The organism is Crossiella sp. CA-258035, from assembly GCF_030064675.1.
In the GTDB taxonomy this organism is placed as follows: Bacteria; Actinomycetota; Actinomycetes; order Mycobacteriales; family Pseudonocardiaceae; genus Crossiella.
This window is the reverse complement of record NZ_CP116413.1, coordinates 2,147,761-2,171,253: the sequence shown is the minus strand read 5'-3', so window position 1 is coordinate 2,171,253 and position 23,493 is coordinate 2,147,761. Positions and strand designations below refer to the sequence as shown.

Genomic DNA, 23,493 nt, shown 5'->3' with positions numbered 1-23,493 from the left:
CACGAGGTACGACAACGGCCAACACGGCGCCCCGGCTGGGGTCCGCGCCTGCCGGGGCGCCGTGCATGTGGGTGGTCGGGTTACTTGGTCTCCTGCTTGGCCGTGACGCTGACCGTGCGCTCGCCCAACGGCTTGGCGAGCTTCACCGTGACCGGCGGGAAGCGCAGGTCCATCGTGCAGGCCTCGCTGTTGGCTGGAGTGGTCTCCACCAGGGTGATCTTCACCGCGGTGTCGGTCTGCTCGGTCAGGTCGGCGCGCACCTTGCTGCAGCCGCCTTCCTTGCCGAACGTGCCGACCACGCTGCCGTCACCCTCGGTCCACACCCGCTTGGGGAAGTCCGCGGGCAGGGCTGACAGATCAGCCTTGTTCTTCGCCAACGGTTTTCCGCCCTGCGGCGGTTCGGGTTCGGGTCCGACCTCTGACGTCGGCTGCTGGGCGGAGGAGGAGGGCGGCGGGGTCGGCTGTCCGCCGAATCCCGCCGTGGGCTCCGCACAGGCACTCAGTGCGAGCACCAGCGCCGCCCCGGCGCCGACCACGGTTGCTAGACGTCTCATGTGCACAGGACGGAACGGTAGCCACGGCGGGTTGCACGCGCGGGTTAAACAGAAAAACAGCCGTGGGATCGACCGCCCGGCAGGAGCGGTCGATCCCACGGCATCGCCAGGGCAGGCGTCAGGGGCGCTGCCCGAGCGAGTCCAAAGCTTCCCGGACCACGGCCAACCTGGCCCCGGAGGCGAGTCCGGCGTGGTAGAGGTGGAACTCCTGCACCCCGGCCGCGGCCAGCGCGGCCAGCTCCGCGCGCATGGCGGCGGCCTCGATCGGCTTGGGCGGCAAGGCCAGCACGTACCCGGCGATCCTGGTTCCTGGGGCCAGCTTCCGCAGCGCCTCGATACCGGGGATGCTCGCTTCCGGGCCGGGCCAGCACATCGCCACGACCGCGTCCACTTCCACGCCCAGCTCGGGCGCGGCGGTGGCGAACGGGCCGGTGGCCCACGGGTCGGCGCTGGCGTGCACGATGACCCTGGCTTGCGGTGCCAACTCGCGGACCTCGCCGACCAGCAGCGCGCGCAACTGCGCGACCACACTGGTCCGTACGGCGGCCAGCGCGCTGGCCAGTTCGGCGCCCAGCGCGGACTCCACGCTGTCCGGCTCACCGGCGTCCACCGCGTTGCGCACCTGGGCACGCAGCGTGTCCACCTCGATACCGGCCTCGGTGCAACGGGCGGCGCAGGCCGTGCAGAAGCAGATCGACAACAGGGCCTGGCGGACCTTGCCCCAGTCGCCGCCCTCGGTCTTCTCGTGGTGCCCGCCGTGGAAGAAGCCGAGCGGCCCGCAGGCCTCCAGCACCACGCCGTCCGGCTGCCCCTGCTCGACGATCTCGCGCACCAGGGTCAGCGCGTACTCCACCACCTCCGGCTGCGCGGTGCACAGCGCGTACGGGTAGCGGTCGCCGAAGGCGTTGCGCACCACCACCTCTGGCGCGAGGTCGCCGAGGCGGCTGCTGTGCGTGAGCACGGTCCAGGCGTACACCGGCAGGCCGGCGGCCTTGAGCGCGTCCCGGGCCTGGCCGTAGGAGTCCGGACCGTCCACCCAGGACGGTTCGGCCGGGGTGAGCCTGCGCCCGCCCCATGCCTGCTCGCGGACCGGCACGTACAGCGCGGCGTGCCGGGCGTCGACGAGGCGGTGCTCCGGGTGCAACGGGGTGGCCGCCCGCACGGTGTGGTACGAGGCGGCCAGTGCGACCGCGTCCACGCCGAGGTCGAGGATCCGTTGCACCGCACCGGGATCGCCGATGATGTCCCACGGGTAGACGTGGGCGACCGACTTCACCACCGGGGCCGCTTCCTCTCGTAGTCGGGCTGGAACTTCTTCATGTAGCCGGTGTCGTCCCGCACCTTCAGGCCACAGCTGAGGTAGTTCTCGTGCAGCCGCGCCAGCTGGTCGCGGTCCAGGGTGACGCCGAGGCCCGGCGTGACCGGCACCGGCATCGATCCGTCCACAAAGGACACCACGCCGGACTCGACCACGTCGTCCTGGGCGTTCCACGGGTAGTGCGTGTCGCAGGCGTAGGACAGGTTCGGCGTAGCCGCGGCCAGGTGGGTCATCGCGGTCAGGCTGATGCCCAGGTGCGAGTTGGAGTGCATGGACAGCCCGATGCCGAAGGTCTCGCAGATCGCGCCGAGGTGCCGGGAGCGGGTCAGGCCGCCCCAGTAGTGGTGGTCGGAGAGGATGACCTGCACCGCGTCCTTGGCCACCGCCTCGGGCAGCTGGTCGAAGGAGACCACGCACATGTTGGTGGCCAACGGCATCGTGGCCTGCTTGGCCACCTCGGCCATGCCGTCGATGCCGGGGGTCGGGTCCTCCAGGTACTCCAGGACGCCGTCGAGCTCCTTGGCCACCCGCAACGAGGTCGGCACCGACCAGGCGCAGTTCGGGTCGATCCGCAAGGGGTGGTGGGGGAATGCCTCGCGCAGCGCGTGGATGGCGGCGATCTCCTGCTCGGGCGGGAACACCCCGCCCTTGAGCTTGATCGAGCCGAAGCCGTACTCGGAGACCATCTTCCGGGTCTGCTCGACCATCCCGGCCGGGTCCAGGCCCGCGCCCCACTCGTCGTCCTCGGCGCCGGGGTGCCCCGCCCACTTGTAGAACAGGTAGGCGCTGTAGGGCACCGCGTCGCGGACCTTGCCGCCCAGCAGGTCGTGCACCGGGCGGCCCAGGATGTGGCCCTGGATGTCCAGGCAGGCCACCTCGAACGGCGAGAACACCCGGTCCACGGTGCCGCCGGAGGTGAAGTCACCGGTGAGGCCGTGGTGGTCCGAGCCGGTCGCGCCGCCGAGCCCCTCGGCCACCAGCGCGTGGATCCGGTTGAGCGCGTACACGTCCACGCCGATCAGGCGCGGCATCACCTTCTCCATCCTGGCCAGGTGCCCGGCGTCGCCGTAGCTCTCGCCCAGGCCCAGCACGCCGTCCTCGGTGACCACCTCGATGATCGAGCGCAGCGCCCACGGCTCGTGCACCCCGGCCGAGTTCAGCAGCGGCGGATCGTGGAAGGCGATCGGGGTGATGGTGATCCGCTGGATCCGGGTGCCGGTGCTCACACCAGCTCCAGTCCGGCGGCCACGATCTTCTCCAGCTCGGCCAGGTGTTCCGGGGCCGGGTCGGTCAGCGGGGCGCGCACGCCGCCGCAGTCCAGGCCGCGCTGCCTGACCGCGGCCTTCACCAGCGACACCGCGTAGCCAGGGGACTTGTCCCGCAGCGCGACCAGCGGGCCGTAGAAGCCGTGCAGCAGCGCGCCGACCTTCTCGGTGTCCCCGGCCTCGACCGCGCGGTAGAAGGCCAGCGAGATCTCCGGGGCGAAGCAGAACACCGCGGAGGAGTACAGCGCCACGCCGATGCCGCGGTAGGCGGGCACGGTCATCTCGGCGGTGGGCAGGCCGTTGAAGAACTGGAACGGGGTGTCCACCTCGGCCCGGACCGCGAGCACGATGCGCTGCATCAGGTCCAGGTCGCCGAGGCCGTCCTTGAAGCCGACCACGTTGGGCAGCTTGGCCACCTCGACCGCGGTCTCCGGGGAGAAGACCGCGTTGTTGCGCTGGTAGACGATCACCGGCAGGTCGGTGCTCGCGGCGATCTGGCGAACCCACTCGGCCAGGCCCTCCGGCCGCGAGCCCACCAGGTACGGCGGGAGCAGCAGCAGGCCGTCCGCGCCGGCCCGCTTGGCCGCGGCGGCGAACTGCTTGGCCAGCGGCAGCGAACCGCCCGCACCGGCCAGCACCGGCACCCGGCCCGCGGTGGCCTCCACCGCCACCTGGACCACGCGCTCGTACTCACCCGGTTCCAGCGCGTGGAACTCGCCCGTGCCACAGGCCACGAAGACGCCACCGGGCCCGGCGTCCACCCCACGCTTGACGTGCTCGGCGAGCACGTCCTCGGCCACCTCGCCGGTCCCGGTGAACGGGGTCACCGGGAAGAACAGAACTCCATCCAGCTGCATGTCAGACCTCACGACGTCGAGACCGGCGATGGCGGAAACCCATACAGGGTCCCCTATCCCTTCACAGCACCACTGGTGATGCCGCGCAGGAACGATTTCTGCAATGACAGGTACACGATCAGGCTCGGTACCAGGGCGAGCAGCGCACCGGCCAGCACCACGCCAGGCCCGACCATGTCGTCGGAGCGCAGGGTGGCCAGTGCGACGGTGAGCGTGTAGTCGCCGGGATCGGTGGCCACGATCAACGGCAGCAGGTACTGGTCCCAGATCATGGTGAAGCCGAACACCGCGACCACGCCGAGGGCGGGGCGGCACAGCGGCACCACGATCTGGGCGAAGATCCGGAGCTCGCCTGCGCCGTCGACGCGGGCGGCCTCCTCCAGCTCCAGCGGGATCTCCCGCATGAACTCGGTCATCACGAAGATGGAGAAACCCCAGGCGCCCAACGGCAGGATCACGCCGAGCAGGGTGCCCTTGAGGCTGAGGTTGAGCAGCGGGAGGTCGCCGATCACCATCGACAGCGGGATCGCGATGACCTCCTCCGGCAGCATCATGGTGGTCAGGATGGCCAGCATCACGATCACCTGGCCGCGGAACTTCTTGCGCGCCAACGCATAAGCGGCGAACACGCTCACGCTCACCTGGAGCAGCAGGCCGCCACCGGCGATGATCAGCGAGTTGAGCAGGTAGCCCCAGATGCCCTTCTCGGTGGCCACGTCGAAGTTGACCAGCGACGGGCGGTTGGGCAGCAGGGACAGCTTGGTCGGGTCCGGACTGAAGTCGAACGCGCCGGAGATCACCGTGATCAGCGGCCCGCAGAAGACCAGGAACACCGCCACGCACAACAGGATCCGGCCGATCCCGCCACCGGACGAGGCGCGCAGGCCTGCCCAGCCGAGCGCGGTCTCGCAGCGCTGGGCCACCCCGATCGGCTTGCGTGCCGAGGCTGGACTGTCCGAAGTGGACGGTGTGGCCGGACGGAGCTCGGTGGTGGTCATCACGCCTCCCGACGCCGGCGCAGCAGCTGCACGAACAGGGTGAGCAGCAGGGTCACCAGGAACAGCACCACCGAACCGGCCGAGGCCACGCCCAGCTCGCTGGTCTCGAAACCGAGGGAGAACACCCTGGTCATCCAGACGTCGGTGGAACCGGCGGGGCCGCCGCCGGTGAGCACGTAGACCTCGGTGAACACGCGCAGGCCGCGGATCGAGGCCAGGGTGAGCAGGATCGTGATCGCCGGGCGCAGCGCGGGCAGCGTGATGTAGCGGATGCGCTGCCAGGTGGTGCAGCCGTCGATCGCGGCGGACTCGTAGAGCTGGCGGTCGATCCCGGCCAGCCCGGCCAGCAGGATCACCATGTCGTACGGCGCGCCCTTCCAGATGCCCACCGCCATCACCGACCACAGCGAGGTGTCCGGGTGGTCCAGGAAGGTCGACGGGCCCAGGCCCACCCAAGACAGCAGCGAGTTGAGGAAGCCGCCTTCGGCCGGGTAGTACAGCAGCCGCCAGATCTCGCCGACCACCGCGGTGGCCGCGACCACCGGCAGGAACACCGCCGAGCGCACGAACCACAGCGAGCGCGCGGTGCCCTCCAGCAGCAGGGCCAGGCCGAAGCCGATCAGCATCGCGCCCGCGGTCTGCCCGACGGCCAGGATGAGCGTGTTGTTCAGCGCGTTGTGGAAGCGCTCGTCGCTGAGCACCCTGGCGTAGTTGTCCAGGCCCACCCACAGGTCGCCGAGGAACGGGCGCACCTCGAACAGGCTGAGCCGGATGCCCTCGGCCATCGGGATGTACTTGAAGACCAGGAACAGCAGCAGCGCGGGCAGCAGGAACAGCCACGGGACCATGGTGACCGCGAGGCGGCGCCGAGGAGGGCGCCGCCTCGCGGTGTGGGACTCGACGGCACCGCCGCCACTAGCCGCCGAACCCACGTCTGTGATGGTCACTGAGCCGCCTTCTGCGACTTCAGCTCCTTGTCCAGGTTGCCCGCGAGCTTGTTCAGCTCACCGGCGACATCGTTGCCGCACTTGGCGAACAGGCTGTTCAGCGTCTCCGCGGTCTGCTGCCGGAAGGGCTGGAAGTTCGGCACGTTCGGGAACGGCCGGGCGCTGTCGGCGTAGACCTTGGCCACGGTGTCCCAGCGCGGGTCGTTGTAGACGGTCTTGACGTCGACGTTCTTGTTCACCGACAGCCGCACCACCTGGCGCTGCCCGGCGTCGACCTTCATGCCCAGTTCCTGGGCCTGCTGGGAGACCAGGAACTCGGCCAGCTTCTTCTGCTCGGCGGTCTTCACCGAACCGGCCATCTGGTAGATGACCTCGCCCTCGCCCAGCACGGTGGAGCCACTCGGCCCGGCGGGCGAGGGGATGACCTCGTACTTGTCCTTGCCCGGCGCCTTGTCGAAGCGGGTGAACATGTACGGCCCGGTCAGGTAGATGCCGGCCTTGCCCTGCTCGAAGTAGTTGTGCGCGTCGTTGGTGACCATGGTCAGCGCGTTGGGCAGGGTGACCTTGCTGTCGCAGAACAGGCCCTTGAGCCAGTTCACCGCCTGCACGGTCTGCGGGGTGTTCACCGCGACCTTGTACTCGCCACCGGACTCGCTGAGGATGTCGCCGCCGGCCTGCCAGATGTAGTTGGCCGCCCACCAGGCCAGGTAGCCGCGGTCGGTGGAGCCGGGCGCGACGATGCCGAAGGTGTCCTTGGCGTCGCCGTTGCCGTCGGGGTCCTTGGTGGTGAAGTCGTTGGCCAGCGCGGCCAGCTCGTCCCAGGTCTTGGGGACCGGCTTGCCCAGCTTCTCCCGCCAGTCCTTGCGCACCAGCAGCACCTGGGCCTGGGTGGAGAACGGCACCGCGAAGTACTTGCCGTCGGCGGTCTTGCCGTTGTTCCAGGCCCGCTCGACCAGGTCGGCCTGACCGGCGAAGGCGTTGCGGTCGACCTCGAGGAGGAAGCCCTGCTTGCGGTACGGGCCAAGGGATCCGGTGTCGGTGATCACCAGGTCCGGCAGGTCCTTGGCCTGGGCCCGCTCCTGCACCCGCTTGTCGAAGTCGTTGTAGGGCGGCGGGTTGTAGTTGACCGGGATGCCGGTCTTGTCGGTGAACGCCTTGAAGATCTTCTCGTAGACCTTCTTGGTGTCGTCCTGGCTGCGCGTCCACACCTCGATCGGCGCGTTCGGATCGCCCTGCGGCGCGCCGCCCGAGCAGGCGGAGACCACCAGCCCGACGGCCATCGCGCCAGCGGCGAACGCGGCGCGTGTTCTGGCGGTGCGACGCTGCATGCCCGGCTCCATTCGACTTCGGCGGTGGGTTCACCCGAACTGCCCACTGGACAGATCCGTTCAGATATGTGAATCTGAGTCGTACTTGTGAACCTTGATGCCGGACTGTAAAAATCAAGCCGTGCGCCTGTCAAGAGGGCGGCACGGGAGAACCCCGATTGGACCTGGAGGCCGAGATGACGGAAGCCGTCAAGGACGCCGCGGTCGCCCCCACCCGCCCGGCGGCGGTCAAGTCCGCCGACCGCACGGTGGAGCTGCTGGAGGTCCTGGCCTCCTTCGACCGCAGGCTCACGCTCACCGAGCTGCACCGGGAGCTGAACTACCCGAAGTCCAGCCTGTACATGCTGCTGCAGACGCTGGTCAACCGCGGCTGGGTCGAGGTCGAACCGGACCGGGGCACCTACGGCATCGGCGTGCGCGCGCTGCTGGTCGGCACCTCCTACCTGGACCACGATCCCGTGGTGCGCACCGCGATCCGGGTGATGGAGCAGGTCCGGCAGGAGATCAACGAGACCGTCCACCTCGCCCGGCTCGAAGGCGATGACGTGGTGTACCTGGCCAGCCGCGAGTCCGAGCACCACCTGCGCGTGGTCTCCCGCGTCGGCCGCCGCCTGCCCGCGCACAGCACCGCGCTGGGCAAGGCGCTGCTCTCGGCCCGCCCGGCCGCCGACGCCGCGGTGCTGGTGCCGGAGGCGATCACGCCGCTGACCGCGAACACCATCACCGACCGGGACGCGCTGCTGGCCCAGCTGGAGGACTTCCGGCGGGTCGGCTACTCCTACGAGCGCGAGGAGAACACCCCCGGCCTGGGCTGTTTCGCGGTCGCGCTGCCCTACCGCAACCCGGTCACCGACGCGATGAGCTGCTCGGTGCCGGTCGCCCGGCTCACCCCCGAGCACGAGAAGCAGATCGTGGACGCGCTGCTCGGCGCGGCCCGCACGCTCACCGAGCTGCTCCGCCAGCCCGGCCTCACCCCGCTGTGAGCCCGGCCACCGGCGCACAGTCCACTCAGGACAGTCAATTTCAGGACGTACGAAGGGCTTCGGAGTGACCGAACGCATTCTGATCACCGGCGCGGCCGGTGGCGTTGGCACGCTGATGCGGCCACGCCTGGCCCGCGAAGGCCGCATCCTGCGCTTGCTGGACATCGCCGAGCAGCCACCAGCGGGCGATGGCGAGGCGGTCGAGCTGGTGACGGGCTCGGTGACCGACCTGGCGGCGATGGAGGCGGCCTGCGCCGGGGTGTCCGCGGTGATCCACCTCGGCGGGCACAGCCTGGAGCGGCCGTGGGCGGACATCCTGGACGTCAACATCAACGGCACCTACACGGTGTTCGAGGCGGCCAGGCGGCAGGGCGTGCCGAGGGTGGTCTTCGCCAGCTCCAACCACGCGGTCGGCTTCGCGCCGCGCGCCGACGGCGAGGTGGCCGGGGACGCGTTCCCGCGCCCGGACACCAACTACGGCGTGAGCAAGGTGGCCGGTGAGGCGATCGCCAGCCACTACGCCGACCGCTACGGCATCGACGTGCTGTGCGTGCGCATCGGCTCCTGCTTCGAGCGGCCGAAGGACCTGCGCATGCTCTCCACCTGGCTCTCCCCCGCCGACGGGGCAAGGCTCCTCGAGGCGTGTCTGTCCACTCCGGACCCCGGCTTCCGGGTGCTGTGGGGCGTCTCGGACAACACCCGCCGCTGGTTCTCCCTGGCGGAGGCCAAGGCAATCGGCTACGTCTCCCAGGACGACTCGGAGACCTACGCGGCGGAGCTGATCGCCGAGCACGGCGAGCCGGATGTGACCGCACCGCCGCACCACCTGGTCGGCGGCATCTGGTGCTCCGCCGACTACGACACCGCGAAGAAGGAGGCCGGACGGTGACCGTCCAGGGCGTGCAGGGCTACAACCCGAGGACCGGGGCCACCTACGGCGAGCCGGTCCCGGCCACCCCGGAGGCCGAGGTCGACCGGCTGGCCAAGGCCGCGGCCGAGGCGTTCCCGGTCTTCGCCGGGCTCTCCGGTCAGCGCCGCGCCGAGGTGCTGGAGCAGATCGCGGACGCGCTGGACGCGCGCAGTGAGCGGCTGATCGAGATCGCGGACACCGAGACCGCGCTCGGCGTGCCCCGGCTGACTGTGGAGCTCAAGCGCACCACCAACCAGCTCCGCCTCTTCGGCGAGGTGCTGCGCGAGGGCAGCTACACCGAGGCCACCATCGACTCGCCCAACCCGGACATCATCCCGCCGCGGCCCAACCTGCGCCGGATGCTGCAACCGCTGGGCCCGGTCGCGGTGTTCTCCGCCAGCAACTTCCCGTTCGCCTTCTCGGTGGCCGGTGGCGACACCGCCTCCGCGCTGGCCGCGGGCTGCCCGGTGCTGGTGAAGGCGCACTCCGCGCACCCCAACACCTCGGTGGCCACCGCCGAGGTGCTGATCGAGACGATCGCCGCGGCCGGGCTGCCCGCCGGGGTGTTCAACATCGTCTACAGCACGCCAGCCGGTTCGCTGCTGGTCAAGCACCCGGAGATCAAGGCGGTCGGCTTCACCGGGTCCACCGGTGGCGGGCGGGCGCTGTTCGACCTCGCGGTCGGCAGGCCGGACCCGATCCCGTTCTACGGCGAGCTGGGCAGCGTCAACCCGACGGTGATCCTGCCCGGCGCGGCCGCCGAGCAGACCGAGGAACTGGCCACCGGCTTCGCCGCCTCGCTCACCATGGGCGTCGGCCAGTTCTGCACCAACCCGGGCCTGGTGTTCGCGCCGGAGTCCATTGTGGACGCTCTCGGCAAGGCGATCGGCGGGACCGGCGGCGGCGCGATGCTGACCGCCCGCATGCGCGACTCGTATGAGTCCATTGTGGACGGCCTGTCCTCGGCGGAGGAGGTCGAGCTGGTCGCGGTCGGCGAGGCGCCCGAGGGCGGCTGGACGGTCGCGCCGAGGCTGTACCGCACCACGGTGGCGAACTTCGCCGCCAACCAGGAGAAGCTGGGCGAGGAGTGCTTCGGCCCGGCCGGCATCGTGGTCACCTACACCGACCCGGCCGAGCTGGTTCCGGTGCTGGCCAAGCTGGCGGGCACGCTGACCGCGACCGTGCACGCGGCGGAGGGCGACCACGAGGCGGCAGGCGAGCTGTCCGCCGTGCTGCGCCGCATCGCGGGCCGGCTGGTGTTCAACGCCTGGCCGACCGGCGTCGCGGTGAGCTGGGCCCAGCACCACGGCGGTCCGTGGCCTGCCACCACCTCCGCGCTGCACACCTCGGTGGGCGCCACCGCGATCCGCCGCTGGATCGCGCCGGTGACCTTCCAGTCCTGGCCGGACGCGCTGCTGCCGCAGGAGCTCCAGGACGCCAACCCGCTGGGCATCCCGCGCCGCCGGGACGGCGTGCTCGGCACCGACTGAGGCTCTGAGCCAGGCCCGGTTCGCGCGGTGACCCCGACCCCGCGCGAACCGGGCCTTTCACTTATTCACGAGCGGATTCCCGCGACCGCCCCTAGCCTCTAACGCATGGCACAGAAGTCGTTCCAGGGAGACGTGATCCCTGGCGCACACGTCGACATCCGGATGTGGACCAAGGCCGCCGAGGTCGAGGACCAGGCAATGCGTCAGCTGCACAACATCGCCGCGCTGCCCTGGGTGTACAAGCACGTCGCCGTGATGCCCGACGTCCACTACGGCAAGGGCGCCACGGTCGGCTCGGTGATCGCGATGCAGGGCGCGGTGTCCCCGGCCGCGGTCGGCGTGGACATCGGCTGCGGCATGACCGCGGTCCGCACCTCCTTGCGCGCCAACGACTTGCCGGATGACCTGCGCCGCCTGCGGTCCGGGATCGAGAAGGCGGTGCCGGTCGGCTTCGGCATGCACAAGGATGTCGCCTTCGGGGACAAGGACGCCAAGGACTGGGACCGGTTCTGGGCGAGCTTCGACGACCTCAGCACGGCGGTGAAGGCCGAGACCCGGCGCGCCCTGCTGCAGATGGGCACCCTCGGCGGCGGCAACCACTTCCTGGAGGTCTGCCTGGACGAGGACGACCAGGTCTGGCTGATGCTGCACTCCGGCTCCCGGGGCATCGGGAACCTGTTGGCGCAGCACCACATCGAGGTCGCCCGCGGCCTGGCGCACAACGCCGCGCTGCCCGACCCCGACCTGGCCGTGTTCATCGCGCAGACCCCGCAGATGGCCGCCTACCGGCACGACCTGTACTGGGCGCAGGACTACGCGCGCCGGAACCGGTCGGTGATGATGCGGCTGGCCTGCGAGGTGCTGCGCAAGCAGTTCCCCCAGGCGCGGTTCGAGGAGCCGATCTCCTGCCACCACAACTACGTCGCCGAGGAGACCCACTTCGGCGAGGAGCTGCTGGTCACCCGCAAGGGCGCGATCCGCGCCGGCCAGGGCGACCTGGGCATCATCCCCGGCTCGATGGGCACCGGCTCCTACATCGTCCGCGGCCTAGGCAACCCGGACTCCTTCTGCTCGGCCAGCCACGGCGCGGGCAGGCGGATGTCCAGGAACCAGGCGCGCAAGCGGTTCACCGCCGAGGACCTGGCGGCGCAGACCGCGGGCGTGGAGTGCCGCAAGGACACCGGGGTGGTGGACGAGATCCCGGCCGCGTACAAGGACATCGACCAGGTCATCGCCAACCAGGCCGACCTGGTGGAAGTGGTGGCCAAGCTCCGCCAGGTCGTCTGCGTCAAGGGCTGAGCGTGTCGACCTGGCAGTACAGCTACTTCGCGCTCAAGAGCACCAAGCTCTCCGCCGCGCAGATCGCCGACCGGCTGCGGATGCCGCCGGACGAGGTCATGGTGATGGGCAGCCGGGATCCTGAGCGCGTGCGGCCGCGCTGCCACTCGTGGGAGATCGTGCGCCGGAGCGACGAGTCGGTCGACGAACAGCTGGAGCACATCGTCGACCGACTGCGTCCGGTACGGGAACCGCTGATCGCGCTGGTCGCCGAGGGCAACGTCGTCCCGGTCATGCAGGTCGTGCGCTACTTCCGCGACGACGAGGACCGGCACACCCCGCTGGGCTGGCACCTCGACCTGCCGGTGCTCGAGTTCCTGGTCGCCACCGGGGCCGAGCTGGACGTGGACGAGTACGACTACGGGTGGGACTGAGTCAGCTGGTCGCGGGCAGGGCGCGGTAGGCGGGGAGCTTCGCCACCCGGCCGTCGCCGCTGCTCTGCCCGCGCAACCGGCGCACCAGCCACGGCCACAGGAACGTGCGCAGCCACCGCAGGTGGTCCGCGTCCACCGGCTCGGCCACGTTGACCTCCAGCGCGGGCGCCACTCCGTCCAGCACCGCCAGACCCGCCGCGGCCATCGCCTGGTGCGCGGCAGGTCCAGGATGCAGCCGGTCCTCCGCCCAGGCGGCCATACCGGACGGGGTCAGCGCCGCCAGGTCCATGCACAGCAACCCGTGCCTGCGGGCGGCGGCGGTGATCACCGCGTTCATCCGGGTGATCCGGCGGTCCATCCGGCCGCGCAGGGCAGGCGGCAACGGGGCGAACAGGCCGGGCGCGGGGATGGTCGCGGTCAGCACGGTGGCGCCGGTGGCGCGCAGGCCGCCGAAGAGGGCGTCCAGGTCCGCGGCCAGCTCCAGCGGGTTGAGGCTGGGCCGGATCACGTCGTTCATGCCGACCACCGCGGTCACCAGGTCCGGGGCCAGTTCCTGGGCCGGGGCCAGCTGGGTCTCCAGCACGCGCCGGGTGGTCAGCCCGCGCACCGCGAGGTTCGCGTACCGCACACTCCCTTGCCGGTCCGCGATCGCCTCGGCGAGCCGGTCCGCCCAGCCCCGGAAACCGCCGTGGGCGTCCGGATCCCCGAGCCCCTCGGTCACGCTGTCGCCCACGGCGACGAACCTGTGCCACACCACGTCCTCCACGTTATCGCGGCGTGATGAAGCCGGACTCATAGGCCGCGATGACCGCCTGCGTGCGGTCCCTGGCCTGCAGCTTCGCCAGCACGTTGCCCACGTGCGTCTTCACCGTCTGCAAGCCCACGAACAGCTTCTCCGCGATCTCGGCGTTGGACAGCCCGGTGGCCATCAGCCGCAGCACCGCCTCCTCGCGTTCGGTGAGCTGCGCCCTGGCCAGGGTGTCCGCGGCCCGTTTGCTGTGGTGCTCGGCGGCCAGCGACCGGATCGCCGAGGGGAACAGCAGCGTGTCGCCACCGGCCACGATGCGGATCGCGTGCACGATCTCCTCCGGCCGGGCCCGCTTGAGCAGGAAGCCGCTGGCGCCCACCCGAAGCGCGTCGTAGACGTACTCGTCGTTCTCGAAGGTGGTCACCACCAGGATCTTCGGCGGTTCGGCCACCGTGTCCAACAGGTGCCGGGTGGCCTGGATGCCGTCCACCGCGGGCATCCGCACGTCCATCAGCACCACCTCCGGCCGCAGCCGGTGCACCAGGCCGGGCACCTCGGCGCCGTCGGCGGCCTCGCCGACCACGGTGAGGTCGGGTTCGGCGTTGATGATCGCGCGCAGGCCGGCCCTGATCAGGTCCTCGTCGTCGACGAGCAGCACGCTGGTCATGAGGTGGCCGCCCGCATCGGCAGGGTGGCCGCGACCCGCCAGCCGCCCTCGTGCTCGCCTGCGGTGAGCTGACCGCGCAGCACGGTCACCCGCTCCCCGATACCGCGCAGGCCGCGCCCGCCGCCATGTCCGCGACCGGCAGGCCGCTCCCCCAACGGGTTGGTCATCTCCAGCTCCAGGTGGTCCGCGCGCACGGCCAGCCGCAGGGTCACCGGGACCTTGCCGGCATGCCGCATCGCGTTGGTGAGTCCTTCTTGGACGATCCGGTACGCCTCCCTGGACACGGCCTTGGGCACGCGGTCCAGGTCGGCGCCGAGTTCGGCGGTGATCTCCACCCCGGCCAGCCTGGTGGTGCGCAGCAGGCCGTCCAGGTCGGCGAGGGTGGGTTGCGGGGCGGTGCCGCGGGACTCCTCGCGCAGGATGCCGAGCACGTGGTCCAGGTCGGCCAGCGCGCTGCGGGCGGCCTCCTCGATCGCGCCGAGGGCGGCCCGCGCGAAGTCCCGGTCGGTGTCCAGCACCCGCCCGGCGGCCGCGGCCTGGATGGTGACCACGCTGAGCGCGTGTCCCACCGAGTCGTGCAGCTCGCGGGCCAGCCGGTTGCGCTGGGCCAGCTGCTCGGCCTTGCGCTCCAGCTCGGCCAGCCGCTCGGCCGGGGTGGGGCCGAGGAAGAACCCGGCCAGCCGGGCCAGCAGCCAGCCGACCGCGGCCACCAGGTACACCGCGACCAGGGCCACGCCGAGCGCGGCCAGCGGCGCCCACCACTTGTCGGGGCCGCCGGTGATCGGGAACGCCTGCGCGATGAACAGCGTGGTGTACCGGCTGAACGGCAGGGTGAACGCGCCGACCACGAACACCGGGATGATCAGCGTGAGCAGGCTGACCAGGAACCCGGTGATCAGGTGGATGATCAGCCAGGCCGCCACCCGCCAGCGGATGCCCGGCCGGTGACCGCCGGCCAGGTCGGTGACCTGGACGCCGAGCAGGGTGCGCACCGCGGTGGTCTCCAGCACGCCCAGCGCCGGGATGAACGTGGTCAGCACCAGCGTGCCCAGGGCGAAGAAGGTGGCCAGCGCGCCCAGGGTCCAGCCCTCGGGCAGCGGCAGCGGCGGGATCTCGCCGCGCAGCAGCTCGGCCACCGCGGTGCCCGCGATGAAGTAGGGGGTCAGCAGCGCCCCGCCCAGCACGAGGTAGATCCACCGCAACAGGGTGGACCTGCTCGTCAGTGGCGTGAGCAGCTTGCCGAGGAGACCGGGCACGCGGACGATCCTGACACGTCCGGCGGCCGCCGGGGCTCACTCCGGGGAAGCGCGGCGTTCCCCCGCGCGGGGGAGTTCGCTCGGCCGTCGGCGGGATGCCCCGGGATGGGGGCTGGGGCACCCTGGAGGCACACTGTGAACCGGAGGTCACGCCATCATGCCCACGTCCCAGCGCTCGGCCCGCGGCACCCGCTGGCTCGGTTACGCGGCCTGCGTGTGGGCGCTCGGCTTCGCGGTGGTGGTGTTCCTGACCGGCTCGCCCGAGCACGGCTGGGGCCTGACCCTGCTGCCCGCCGGTGACTCGCCGACGCTGTGGCTGCTCCAGCTCGCGGCCAGCCTGCTGATCCCGGCGGGCGGGGTGATCGCGCTGGCGCTGACCCAGCCCTGGGGCGCGAACTTCCCCCGGCCGCTGCTGCTGACCGTGGTGTGGACCGGGGCGGCGCTGGCCTTCGGGCAGGCGGGCTACGACGTGTACGGCCCGATCGGCGCCGAGGCGCTGCACACCGCCTGGTTCGTGGTGCTGGGGCTGCTGCTGGCCGCCACCGGGCTGCTGCACCGCAAGCCGCGGTGAGACGTTTCACAGCCGTCGACTAAAGCAATTCTGGCTCCTTACGCGATCTTCACAGCTTTTCGCCGTTTACGCTGTCCGATTCGCGCTGTTGCGATCCATTTCGCCCGGATCACCCTGGCATGTCGGGTGGATTTCTTATACCAGTTCTTTACCTTCCCGGTTTCCTGACCAGCAACCGAGGGCTTACCCCGTTAGTGGGACGCCATGGACAGCGCACGGAAAAGCTGCGTAGATTTTGACACATCCCATCACCCCATCGCGTAATTTCCGGGGAGCAGGTCCGATGCCGCCACGAGACTGGTGTGTCGCCGAGTCAGCCAAAGTCAGCGCGTTGCTGGACAAACGCGGGGAAACTACCGGAGAGGTGCTTTTCGGCGCCGGGTTCGGCCCGTCCGGGTTACCGCACATCGGCACGTTGTGCGAGGTCATGCGCACCGGTTTCGTGCGGACCGCGTTCGCCGAGACCACCGGCCGTCCGACCAGGCTGGTGCTGGTTTCCGACGATATGGACGCGCTGCGAAAAGTCCCGGACGGTTTCCCGAACCGCGCACTCCTGGAACAACACCTGGGTATGCCACTGCACCGGGTACCGGACCCTTTTGAGCAGCATGAAAGCCTTTCCACGGGGATCAACGCCCGGTTGCGGCGAGTGCTGGACGCCTTCGAGCTGGACTACGAGCTGGTGTGCAGCTCGGCCGCGTACGCATCTGGTAAGTACGATGACACGATCAGCGCCTTGCTGGCCGACCTGGCCGGTTTCAACGAGCTGGTCGGCGCTTCGGTGGGTCCGGTGCGCCGTGGCTCGTACAGCATCCTGATGCCGGTGTCCGCGAGCACCGGCCGGGTCATCGAGCACACCAGGGTCCTGGACGTGGACCCGGTGACGGGCACCCTCACCTACGAGATCCCGGCCGATGTGATCATCCAGCGGCCGGGCCTGGACTACGGGATCGAGCCGCAGGAGTACTACGCGGGCGAGCCGATCGGCGAACCGGTCACGGTGTCCGCGCTGGGCGGGGCCTGCAAGCTCCAGTGGAAGGCCGACTGGGCGATGCGGCTGCTGGCCGGCGGCGTGGCCTACGAGATGCACGGTGAGGACCTGGCCGCCTCCGCCCAGGTGGTGCGGCGGATCTTCCACCGGCTGCGCCGGGAACCACCGGTGCTCTTCGGCTACGGCCTGTTCACCGACGAGCGCGGGCACAAGATCTCCAAGTCCCGCGGCAACGGCTTCTCCCTGACCGAGGCCCAGGACTACCTCAGCCAGGAGGCCCTGCGCCTGCTGCTCTACCGGAAACCGCGCCGCCCCAAGCGGTTCGGCCCCGCGCTGACGCCCCGGCTCAACGACGCGGTCCGGCAGGAGGCCCGCCGCGCGGCCGATCCCGAGCGGGGCGCGGGCGCCAGGGTCCGGCTGCACCGGATCGGCGCGACGGCCCGGATCACGGGGCCGGGGTTCGGGAAGCTGTGCCGGGTGCTGGACGCCTGCGCGCCGGTGGACTTCGCGGCCGCGGTGGAGTTCGCGCGGCGGTACTTCGGCGACGGGATCGAGCACGAGACGCTGGTGCGCGCCTGGAACTTCCACGAGGCGCGCAAACCCGTCGCGGAGCCGCGGGCTTTCGCGTCGGCGGAGGCCGCCCTCCTGCAACGCGCGGCCGAGGTCATCGAGCTTGCCCCGCCCGCCGAGCTCCCGGTCCGCCTGCACCTCCTGCTCACCGTCTCCCCGCTCGGCAGGCCCGCCGCCTGCCGGGTCCTCTACCTGGCCCTGCTCGGCCGCCCGCACGGCCCGCGCCTGGCCACCTGGATCCGGATCACCGGACCCAAACGCACCCTCCGCCTGCTCCGCGAGACCCTCGCCCGTTGACCCAAGGTGGTTCGCCGTGACCGTCACCTCCCTCCCTGTGTCCACTGTGGACTTCACCGAGATCCGGCAGCGCGCCGCCGCCTTCGCCGCGCATCTACAGAACCGCGCCGAGGACGTCGTGCGCAGCCTGTCCGGCTACCAGTGCGCCAACGTGGCCCTGGACGAGATCGACCGCTCGGTGGAGTTCCTGGCCAACCTGCACCGCAACCGGGAGTACTTCCAGGGCCGGGTGCAGGGCGTGACCAGCTTCCTGCCGCTCAACCAGCCGCTGTACGCCACGGTGTGCTTCGGCGTGATCCCCTCGCTGCTGGCCGAGGAGGCCGCGCTCCGGCCGCCGACCGTGATGCACCCGCACTACCGCAAGCTCGCCGAAGTCCTTGACCTGCCGGAGTACTTCCCGAACCTGCGGGTGTCCTATCAGGACCGTGAGGTGTTCGTGGCCCAGCGCGCCCGGCGCACCGACGCGGTGGTGTTCACCGGCTCGCCGGACAACGCGGCCAAGGTCCGGCGGCTGTTCCTCAAGCGGACCCTGTTCATCCTCAACGGTTCCGGCCACAACCCCCTGGTGGTCACCGAATCCGCGGACCTGGCGCGGGCGGTGGACAGCGCGCTGCGGGTGGTGCTCTACAACCAGGGCCAGGACTGCGCCGGTCCGAACGCGATCCTGGTGCACCGGGACCGGCTGGCCGAGTTCCGGGAGGCGCTGGTGCTCCGGCTGCGCGGCCTGGCACACCGGGTGGGGCCCTACGCCGACCCGGACAACCTGGTCGGCCCGAACAGCGACCCCGACCACCCGGTGAAGATCATCCGAATGTTCAAGGAGGACCGCGAGTTCTGCGTCTACGGCGGCGACATCAACCCGGTCACCGGGATGATCCGGCCCACCGTGTTCCAGAAGGACCTGGCGCTGGGCGGCAACTACCAGGAGTTCTTCGCCCCGGTCTTCTACCTCCAGCCCTACGACACCGACGCCGAGCTGGCCACCTACTTCACCGACCACCGCTACCGCAACAACGCCATGTACATCTCGCTGTTCGGCGAGAGCCCGTACGTGGACTCGCTGCTGGACACCCCGCTGCACGAACCGGACTCGATCCTGCGCGACACCGACCTGCACCTGACCGAGAAGGGCTACCTGCCCTACGGCGGCCAGGGCCCGGCCGCCTCCTGCCGGTACGTGGACGGGGAACGGGTGCCGGGCGCGACCTCCCCGCAGCGGGACATCTTCCAGCACCTCGTGGCGCCGCGGCTGGCATGCTGAGCCGCCGCTGGGAGCCGGTCGCCGCGGTCAGCACGGTCGCGGTGGTCGGCCTGGCCACCGGACTGGCGATTCCGTTGGTGTCGCTGCGGTTGGCCGCGGCGGGCGCGAGCAGCGCGGTGGTCGGCGCGGCCGCCGCGCTGCCCGCGCTGGGCATCCTGTGCGCGGCCCCGCTGACCGGTCCGCTCACCCGGCGTTGGCCGGTGAGAACCGTGCTGCTGGGCGCTTTGCTGGCCTCGGCGCTGAGCCTACTGCTGCTCACGACGACCGCGGACCTGCTCGCCTGGCTGGTGCTGCGGTTCACCGTGGGCGCGGCCGCTGGCGTGCTGCTCGCGCTGGGTGAGACCTGGATCAACGCGGTGGCCGCCGACGGGGTGCGCGGGCGCTGGGTCGCGGTGTACACCTCGGTGTTCACCCTGTGCCAGGTGTCCGGGCCGGGACTGCTGGCCTGGCTGGGTTCCGGCGGGTCCGCGCCGATCCTGGTCACGGTGGCCGCGCACCTGCCCGGCCTGGCGCTGCTCGCGTTCACCCGCTGCGAGATCGACGTCGGCCACGGGCCACGGTCCTTCGGGCTGCTGGGTTTCGCCCGTGCCGCGCCGGTGATCGTGCTGGCGGTGCTGCTGTTCTCCTTCTTCGACAGCGTGGTGCTCGCGCTGTTCCCATTGTACGGCATGGCCTACGGGCAGCCGGAGCGGATCGCGGTGCTGCTGGTCGGCGCGGTCTTCGCCGGGGACGCGCTGCTCCAGGTGCCGCTGGGCTGGCTGGCCGACCGGGTGGACCGGGGCAGGCTGCACCTGGCCTGCGGGGCCGTGGTGCTGGTGCTGGCACTGGGTTTGCCGCTGCTGATGCCGCACCCGGTGCTGCTGTGGCCCGCGCTGGTGCTGCTCGGCGGTGCGGCCGGTGGCGTCTACACCCTTGGCCTGGTGCGCATCGGCGAACGGTTCCGCGGCGCGGACCTGGTCACCGCGAACGCCTGCGCCACCACGCTGTGGGGCCTGGGCAGCCTGGCCGGGCCGCCGCTGGGCGGGCTGGCGGTGGAGCTGCTGCGGCCGGACGGGCTGATGCTGGCGCTGGCCGCGGTGACCGTGCTGTTCCTGCTCTCCGGCCGGTTCAGCGTTGCACGCCACGGGGTTTCACCGCGCTGAGCCCGAATAGCCCGGCCACGGTCAACGCCAGCAACAGGATCGTGCTGGCCGCGGCCAGGAACACCGCGCCGCGGTCGGTGTGCGCGAAGATGCTCACCGGCAGCGTGCGCCAGTCCGGCGGGTACAGCATGATCGTCGCGCCGACCTCGCCCATGGACAGCGCCAGTCCCAGCCCGGCCGCGCCGGACATCGCGGGCAGCAGCAGCGGCAGCCGCACCCGCCACAGCACCCGGCCCGGCCGCGCGCCCAGACTGGCCGCGACCTGGTTCAGCGCGGGGTCGGCGCGGTCCAGGGCGGCGGCGACCATGCTGTAGGCGAACGGCAGCACGATCACCAGGTGCGCCAGCAGCACGATCCACCGGGTTCCGTTGAGCAGCAACGGCGGCCGGCTGAACGCCACCAGCAGCGCCAGGCCCAGCACCACCGAGGGCACCGCGATCGGCAGGTGCAGCACCAGGTCCACGATCCGGCGCGGCAGCTTGGGCAGGCCGCGCACCACGATCGCGCCCCAGGAACCCAGCAGCACCGCGGCCAGCGAGGCCAGCGTCGCGGTCTGCAAGCTGACCAGCGCGCTGGCCAGGCCGTCGCCGGAGACCGCGGCGGCCAGGTGGTCGCCGGTGAGCTCCCCTGGCAGCACGCCGTTCCAGCTGCCCGCCACCGCGGCCAGCGCGATCATCGCCAGCGGGGCCAGCACGATCACGCCGAACAGCAGCGCGAACACCAGCCACAGGATGATCCGGCTACGCCTTGTCCAGACCAACACGGTCGGCTCCCGTCCTGCTGAAGACCCAGCGGTACAGCCCGTACAGGGCGAGGGACAGCGCCACGTTGACCACCGCGACCACACTGGCCTGCGGGAAGTCGAAGGTGATGATTCCCTTGGTGTAGACCAGCATCGGCAGCGTGACCACGTCCTTGGCGCCGATGAACAGCACGATGCCGAACTCGTTCATGGTGAGCAGCAGGGTCAGGCAGGCCCCAGCGGCCAGCGCGGGCCTGGCCTCGGGCAGCACCACCCGCCACAGCACCCGCCACGGCCGTGCGCCCAGGCTGGCGGCCACGTCCAGCTGCGCGCCGGGCAGCTGGCGGAACGCGGCCAGCGCGGGCCGCAGCACGAACGGCGTGTAGAAGGTGACCTCCGCGAGCAGCACACCCCAGGGCGTGTACAGGAAGTCCAGCGTCCCTTGGCCGAGCACCGCGTTGAGCACCCCGGCACTGCCGTAGAGGAAGGTGAAGGACAGCGCGATCAGGAAGGACGGGAAGGCCAGCACCGCGTCCACCAGCCGCACCGCCAGCCCGGCCCCGGGAAACGGCGCGAAGGCCAGCACCAGCGCCAGGAACGTGCCCAGCAGCAGGCAGCCCGCGGTGGCCGCCACGGCCAGCAGCACGGTCCGCCACACCGCCTGGCCGAACTCCGCGGAGGAGAGCACCTGCGCCCAGGCGTCCCCGGTGAAGGACTGCTGGGCCACCAGCACCAGCGGATAGCAGAAGAAGCCGAGCACCACGAGCAGCGGCGGCAACAGCCACAGCAGTCGTCTCACCAGGTGCCCCCGGCCGGTACCAGCGGACAACCGTCGGCCACGGTCACCCCGACCCGCTCGCCGAGCGCGGGCAGTCCGTCCATTGTGGACACTTCGGCGCGGGCCGGGCCGAGGTCGTCCAGCTCCAGGTCGAGCCGGAACCCGGTGCCGCGCCACTGCACCCCGACCAGCCTGCCGGGCAGCCCACCGGCCGGATCGGCGTGCACGCTGAGCCGGTGCGGCCGAACGCCGAGCGTGGCTTCCTGCCCGGTCTGGATCGTGCCGTTGGCCGCCGCGCGCACGACCAGCTGCCCGAGCCGCACCTCGGCGGCGTCGGCGGCGATGTCCAGCACCCGCACCGGCAGCAGGTTGGCCGAGCCGAGGAAGGAGGCGGTGAACGCCGAGGGCGGCCGCTGGTACAGCTCGCGGGCCGGGCCGATGTCGACCAGTTTGGCCTCCCGCATCACCGCGATCCGGTCGGCCAGCGCGAGCGCCTCGCCCTGGTCATGGGTGACGTGGATGATCGCGGTGTCCGGCAGTTCGGCCCGCAGCCGCAGCAGTTCGGCGATCATGTCCTCACGCAGCGCCGCGTCCAGCGCGGAGAGCGGTTCGTCCAGCAGCAGCACCGGCGGCCGGATGGCCAGCGCGCGGGCGATCGCGATCCGCTGCTGCTGCCCGCCGGAGAGCTCCCGCGGATAACGGTCCCGGAACCCCGCCATACCAACGAGTTCCAGCACCTCGCTCACCCGGTGCTCGACCTCCCGGCGGCCGGCGCGGCGGGCGCGCAGGCCGAAGGCCACGTTGTCGAAGACCCGCATGTGCGGGAACAGCGCGTAGCTCTGCACCACCACGCCGAGCCCGCGCCGGTGCGGCGGCAGGTCGGTGACGTCCTCGCCGCCGAGGAACACCCGGCCGCCGCTGGGCCGCAGGAATCCGGCGATGGCCTTGAGCGCGGTGGACTTGCCGGAGCCGGAGGGACCGAGCAGGGCCAGCGTCTCACCGACCGCGACCTCCAGGTCCAGCCCGGCCAGCGCCACCGTCCGTCCGAAGTGGACGCTGACCTGTTCGAGGCGGACCGCGCTCACCGGCCGACCGCCTTGCCGTAGGCGGCCAGGTCGGCGTCCAGCCGGGCCAGCACCGCGTCCCAGTCCGGCTGCCAGATGTCCACCCCGGCCAGCTGCGCGCTGACCTGCTCGGCCAGCGACCCCTCGGCCTTGACGTCCGCGCGGCCGGGCGCGCCGAAGCTCTCCGGCGCGGTGCGCTGCACCTCGGTGGAGAACAGGAACTCCAGCAGCTTCTTCCCGGCCTCGCCGTGCGGGGCGTTCGCGGCCAGCCCGGCGTGGTACGGGATGGCGAAGGTGGAGCGCCTGCCGTCCGGACCGGCGGGCAGGAACAGCCGCATGTTCGCCTTGTCGTTGTTGACCAGGGCGAGGTTCATCTGCAGGTCGCCGTTGGCCACGTGCAGCTCGCCCTTGGCCAGCTTGGGCTGGAGCTTGCCGGTGGAGGCGGACGGGCCGACGTTGTTGACCTCCAGGCGCTTGAGGTAGTCCAGCGCGCCCTGCTCGCCGTAGACGTGCTGGAGCTGCAACAGCATCGCGGTGCCGTCCCCGGCCTGGCCGGGCGTGGAGTACTGGAGCTTGCCCTTGAACCGGGGGTCCAGCAGGTCGTCCCAGGTGACCGGGGCGGGCTTGGCGTGGTCCGGGTTGTAGGCCATCACCAGGTAGTTGTTGAGCATCGCGGCGTACCGGTTCTTCGGGTCCCGGTCCCTGACCTGGTCACTGCCCGGGATCACGTGCTCGGCCAACAGGTTCTGCTGGGCGGCGCGCTGCACGAACGGCGGCAGCGTGACCACCACGTCGGCCTGCGGGTTGGTCCGCTCCCGCTCCATCCGGGACACGATCCCGCCGGAGCCCTCCTCCACCAGGTTGACCCCGATGCCGGTCTTCCTGGTGAACTCGGCGAACCGCTTGCCGTACCAGTCCTTCAGGCCGTCCGCGCTGTAGACGACCACGGTGCCCTCGGTTCCCCCACCCGCCGCGGTGCCGCCGCAGGCACCGGTGGCGGCGAGCAGGAGCAGTGTGGCGGCGGCGGCCAGCACACGACGCATG

General features: G+C 71.1%; 23 protein-coding genes. 9 read left to right on the top strand and 14 right to left on the bottom strand.

The genetic code is table 11. The features are described from left to right. Window positions 1-80: 80 nt before the first annotated feature. The 7 genes from N8J89_RS10500 to N8J89_RS10470 form a co-directional block, all read right to left on the bottom strand. The gene (locus N8J89_RS10500) at window positions 81-554 is read right to left on the bottom strand and encodes a hypothetical protein (RefSeq protein ID WP_283664139.1); all 474 of its coding nucleotides are present in this window, start codon (window positions 552-554) and stop codon (window positions 81-83) included. 118 nt (window positions 555-672) lie between these two features. Continuing rightward, window positions 673-1,830, bottom strand: a complete 1,158-nt coding sequence (locus tag N8J89_RS10495) for a hypothetical protein (RefSeq protein ID WP_283664138.1) — start codon at window positions 1,828-1,830, stop codon at window positions 673-675. Beyond that, a complete protein-coding gene (locus N8J89_RS10490; protein WP_283664137.1) occupies window positions 1,827-3,098 on the bottom strand; it encodes a glucarate dehydratase family protein in 1,272 nt (423 codons plus the stop codon). Before N8J89_RS10490 ends, N8J89_RS10495 begins: the two co-directional genes overlap by 4 nt. After that, complete coding sequence (locus N8J89_RS10485) at window positions 3,095-3,994, bottom strand: 5-dehydro-4-deoxyglucarate dehydratase (RefSeq protein ID WP_283664136.1); 900 nt, start codon at window positions 3,992-3,994, stop codon at window positions 3,095-3,097. The genes N8J89_RS10490 and N8J89_RS10485 overlap by 4 nt, the downstream gene beginning before the upstream one ends. Window positions 3,995-4,047: 53 nt before the next feature. Continuing rightward, the gene (locus N8J89_RS10480) at window positions 4,048-4,992 is read right to left on the bottom strand and encodes a carbohydrate ABC transporter permease (RefSeq protein ID WP_283664135.1); all 945 of its coding nucleotides are present in this window, start codon (window positions 4,990-4,992) and stop codon (window positions 4,048-4,050) included. Beyond that, window positions 4,992-5,840 carry a carbohydrate ABC transporter permease gene (locus N8J89_RS10475; protein WP_283664134.1) on the bottom strand — a complete coding sequence of 283 codons (849 nt, stop codon included), beginning with the start codon at window positions 5,838-5,840 and terminating at the stop codon, window positions 4,992-4,994. Before N8J89_RS10475 ends, N8J89_RS10480 begins: the two co-directional genes overlap by 1 nt. 95 nt (window positions 5,841-5,935) lie before the next feature. Continuing rightward, entirely contained in the window at window positions 5,936-7,267 is a 1,332-nt protein-coding gene (locus N8J89_RS10470; RefSeq protein WP_283664133.1) for an ABC transporter substrate-binding protein, read from the bottom strand. Between the two features lie 176 nt (window positions 7,268-7,443). Between N8J89_RS10470 and N8J89_RS10465 the strand changes: the two genes are divergently transcribed. The 5 genes from N8J89_RS10465 to N8J89_RS10445 all read left to right on the top strand — a co-directional run bounded on the left by N8J89_RS10465 (window position 7,444) and on the right by N8J89_RS10445 (window position 12,362). Continuing rightward, window positions 7,444-8,250 (top strand): IclR family transcriptional regulator, encoded by an 807-nt coding sequence (locus N8J89_RS10465; RefSeq protein ID WP_283664132.1) that lies wholly within the window; start codon window positions 7,444-7,446, stop codon window positions 8,248-8,250. 64 nt (window positions 8,251-8,314) lie between these two features. Next, window positions 8,315-9,139, top strand: coding sequence for an NAD-dependent epimerase/dehydratase family protein (locus tag N8J89_RS10460; RefSeq protein ID WP_283664131.1), 825 nt, complete (start codon window positions 8,315-8,317; stop codon window positions 9,137-9,139). After that, window positions 9,136-10,650 (top strand): aldehyde dehydrogenase (NADP(+)), encoded by a 1,515-nt coding sequence (locus tag N8J89_RS10455; RefSeq protein ID WP_283664130.1) that lies wholly within the window; start codon window positions 9,136-9,138, stop codon window positions 10,648-10,650. Before N8J89_RS10460 ends, N8J89_RS10455 begins: the two co-directional genes overlap by 4 nt. A gap of 105 nt (window positions 10,651-10,755) precedes the next feature. Then, the gene (locus N8J89_RS10450) at window positions 10,756-11,949 is read left to right on the top strand and encodes an RtcB family protein (protein ID WP_283664129.1); all 1,194 of its coding nucleotides are present in this window, start codon (window positions 10,756-10,758) and stop codon (window positions 11,947-11,949) included. Window positions 11,950-11,951: 2 nt separating this feature from the next. Further along, window positions 11,952-12,362 (top strand): DUF4279 domain-containing protein, encoded by a 411-nt coding sequence (locus N8J89_RS10445; protein ID WP_283664128.1) that lies wholly within the window; start codon window positions 11,952-11,954, stop codon window positions 12,360-12,362. 1 nt (window position 12,363) lies between these two features. Here N8J89_RS10445 and N8J89_RS10440 read toward each other — a convergent pair whose 3' ends face one another. The 3 genes from N8J89_RS10440 to N8J89_RS10430 are packed head-to-tail and all read right to left on the bottom strand — an operon-like array spanning window position 12,364 to window position 15,033. Then, complete coding sequence (locus N8J89_RS10440; RefSeq protein ID WP_283664127.1) at window positions 12,364-13,119, bottom strand: SGNH/GDSL hydrolase family protein; 756 nt, start codon at window positions 13,117-13,119, stop codon at window positions 12,364-12,366. A gap of 10 nt (window positions 13,120-13,129) precedes the next feature. Continuing rightward, window positions 13,130-13,777: a response regulator gene (locus tag N8J89_RS10435; RefSeq protein WP_252479202.1), complete on the bottom strand. Its 648-nt coding sequence runs from the start codon at window positions 13,775-13,777 to the stop codon at window positions 13,130-13,132. Then, the gene (locus tag N8J89_RS10430) at window positions 13,774-15,033 is read right to left on the bottom strand and encodes a sensor histidine kinase (RefSeq protein ID WP_283664126.1); all 1,260 of its coding nucleotides are present in this window, start codon (window positions 15,031-15,033) and stop codon (window positions 13,774-13,776) included. Before N8J89_RS10430 ends, N8J89_RS10435 begins: the two co-directional genes overlap by 4 nt. Before the next feature lie 157 nt (window positions 15,034-15,190). Here N8J89_RS10430 and N8J89_RS10425 point away from each other — a divergent pair, with 157 nt between their 5' ends. The 4 genes from N8J89_RS10425 to N8J89_RS10410 all read left to right on the top strand — a co-directional run bounded on the left by N8J89_RS10425 (window position 15,191) and on the right by N8J89_RS10410 (window position 19,865). Beyond that, a complete protein-coding gene (locus N8J89_RS10425) occupies window positions 15,191-15,604 on the top strand; it encodes a hypothetical protein (RefSeq protein ID WP_283664125.1) in 414 nt (137 codons plus the stop codon). Window positions 15,605-15,887: 283 nt separating this feature from the next. Continuing rightward, window positions 15,888-17,462 carry a hypothetical protein gene (locus N8J89_RS10420; RefSeq protein ID WP_283664124.1) on the top strand — a complete coding sequence of 525 codons (1,575 nt, stop codon included), beginning with the start codon at window positions 15,888-15,890 and terminating at the stop codon, window positions 17,460-17,462. A 16-nt stretch (window positions 17,463-17,478) separates the two neighbouring features. Further along, window positions 17,479-18,723 (top strand): aldehyde dehydrogenase family protein, encoded by a 1,245-nt coding sequence (locus tag N8J89_RS10415; RefSeq protein WP_283664123.1) that lies wholly within the window; start codon window positions 17,479-17,481, stop codon window positions 18,721-18,723. Next, window positions 18,717-19,865: an MFS transporter gene (locus N8J89_RS10410; protein ID WP_283664122.1), complete on the top strand. Its 1,149-nt coding sequence runs from the start codon at window positions 18,717-18,719 to the stop codon at window positions 19,863-19,865. The genes N8J89_RS10415 and N8J89_RS10410 overlap by 7 nt, the downstream gene beginning before the upstream one ends. Here N8J89_RS10410 and N8J89_RS10405 read toward each other — a convergent pair. From N8J89_RS10405 to N8J89_RS10390, 4 genes are read right to left on the bottom strand one after another with little or no spacing between them, the layout of a single operon-like run. Continuing rightward, window positions 19,831-20,628: an ABC transporter permease gene (locus N8J89_RS10405; protein WP_283664121.1), complete on the bottom strand. Its 798-nt coding sequence runs from the start codon at window positions 20,626-20,628 to the stop codon at window positions 19,831-19,833. The two genes, N8J89_RS10410 and N8J89_RS10405, sit on opposite strands and share 35 nt — an antisense overlap. Continuing rightward, entirely contained in the window at window positions 20,606-21,406 is an 801-nt protein-coding gene (locus N8J89_RS10400; RefSeq protein ID WP_283664120.1) for a 2-aminoethylphosphonate ABC transporter permease subunit, read from the bottom strand. Before N8J89_RS10400 ends, N8J89_RS10405 begins: the two co-directional genes overlap by 23 nt. Next, a complete protein-coding gene (locus N8J89_RS10395) occupies window positions 21,403-22,470 on the bottom strand; it encodes an ABC transporter ATP-binding protein (RefSeq protein ID WP_283664119.1) in 1,068 nt (355 codons plus the stop codon). The genes N8J89_RS10400 and N8J89_RS10395 overlap by 4 nt, the downstream gene beginning before the upstream one ends. Beyond that, on the bottom strand, window positions 22,467-23,492 hold the full coding sequence (locus N8J89_RS10390; RefSeq protein ID WP_283664118.1) for a 2-aminoethylphosphonate ABC transporter substrate-binding protein: 1,026 nt from the start codon (window positions 23,490-23,492) through the stop codon (window positions 22,467-22,469). The genes N8J89_RS10395 and N8J89_RS10390 overlap by 4 nt, the downstream gene beginning before the upstream one ends. Between the last annotated feature and the right edge of the window lies 1 nt (window position 23,493).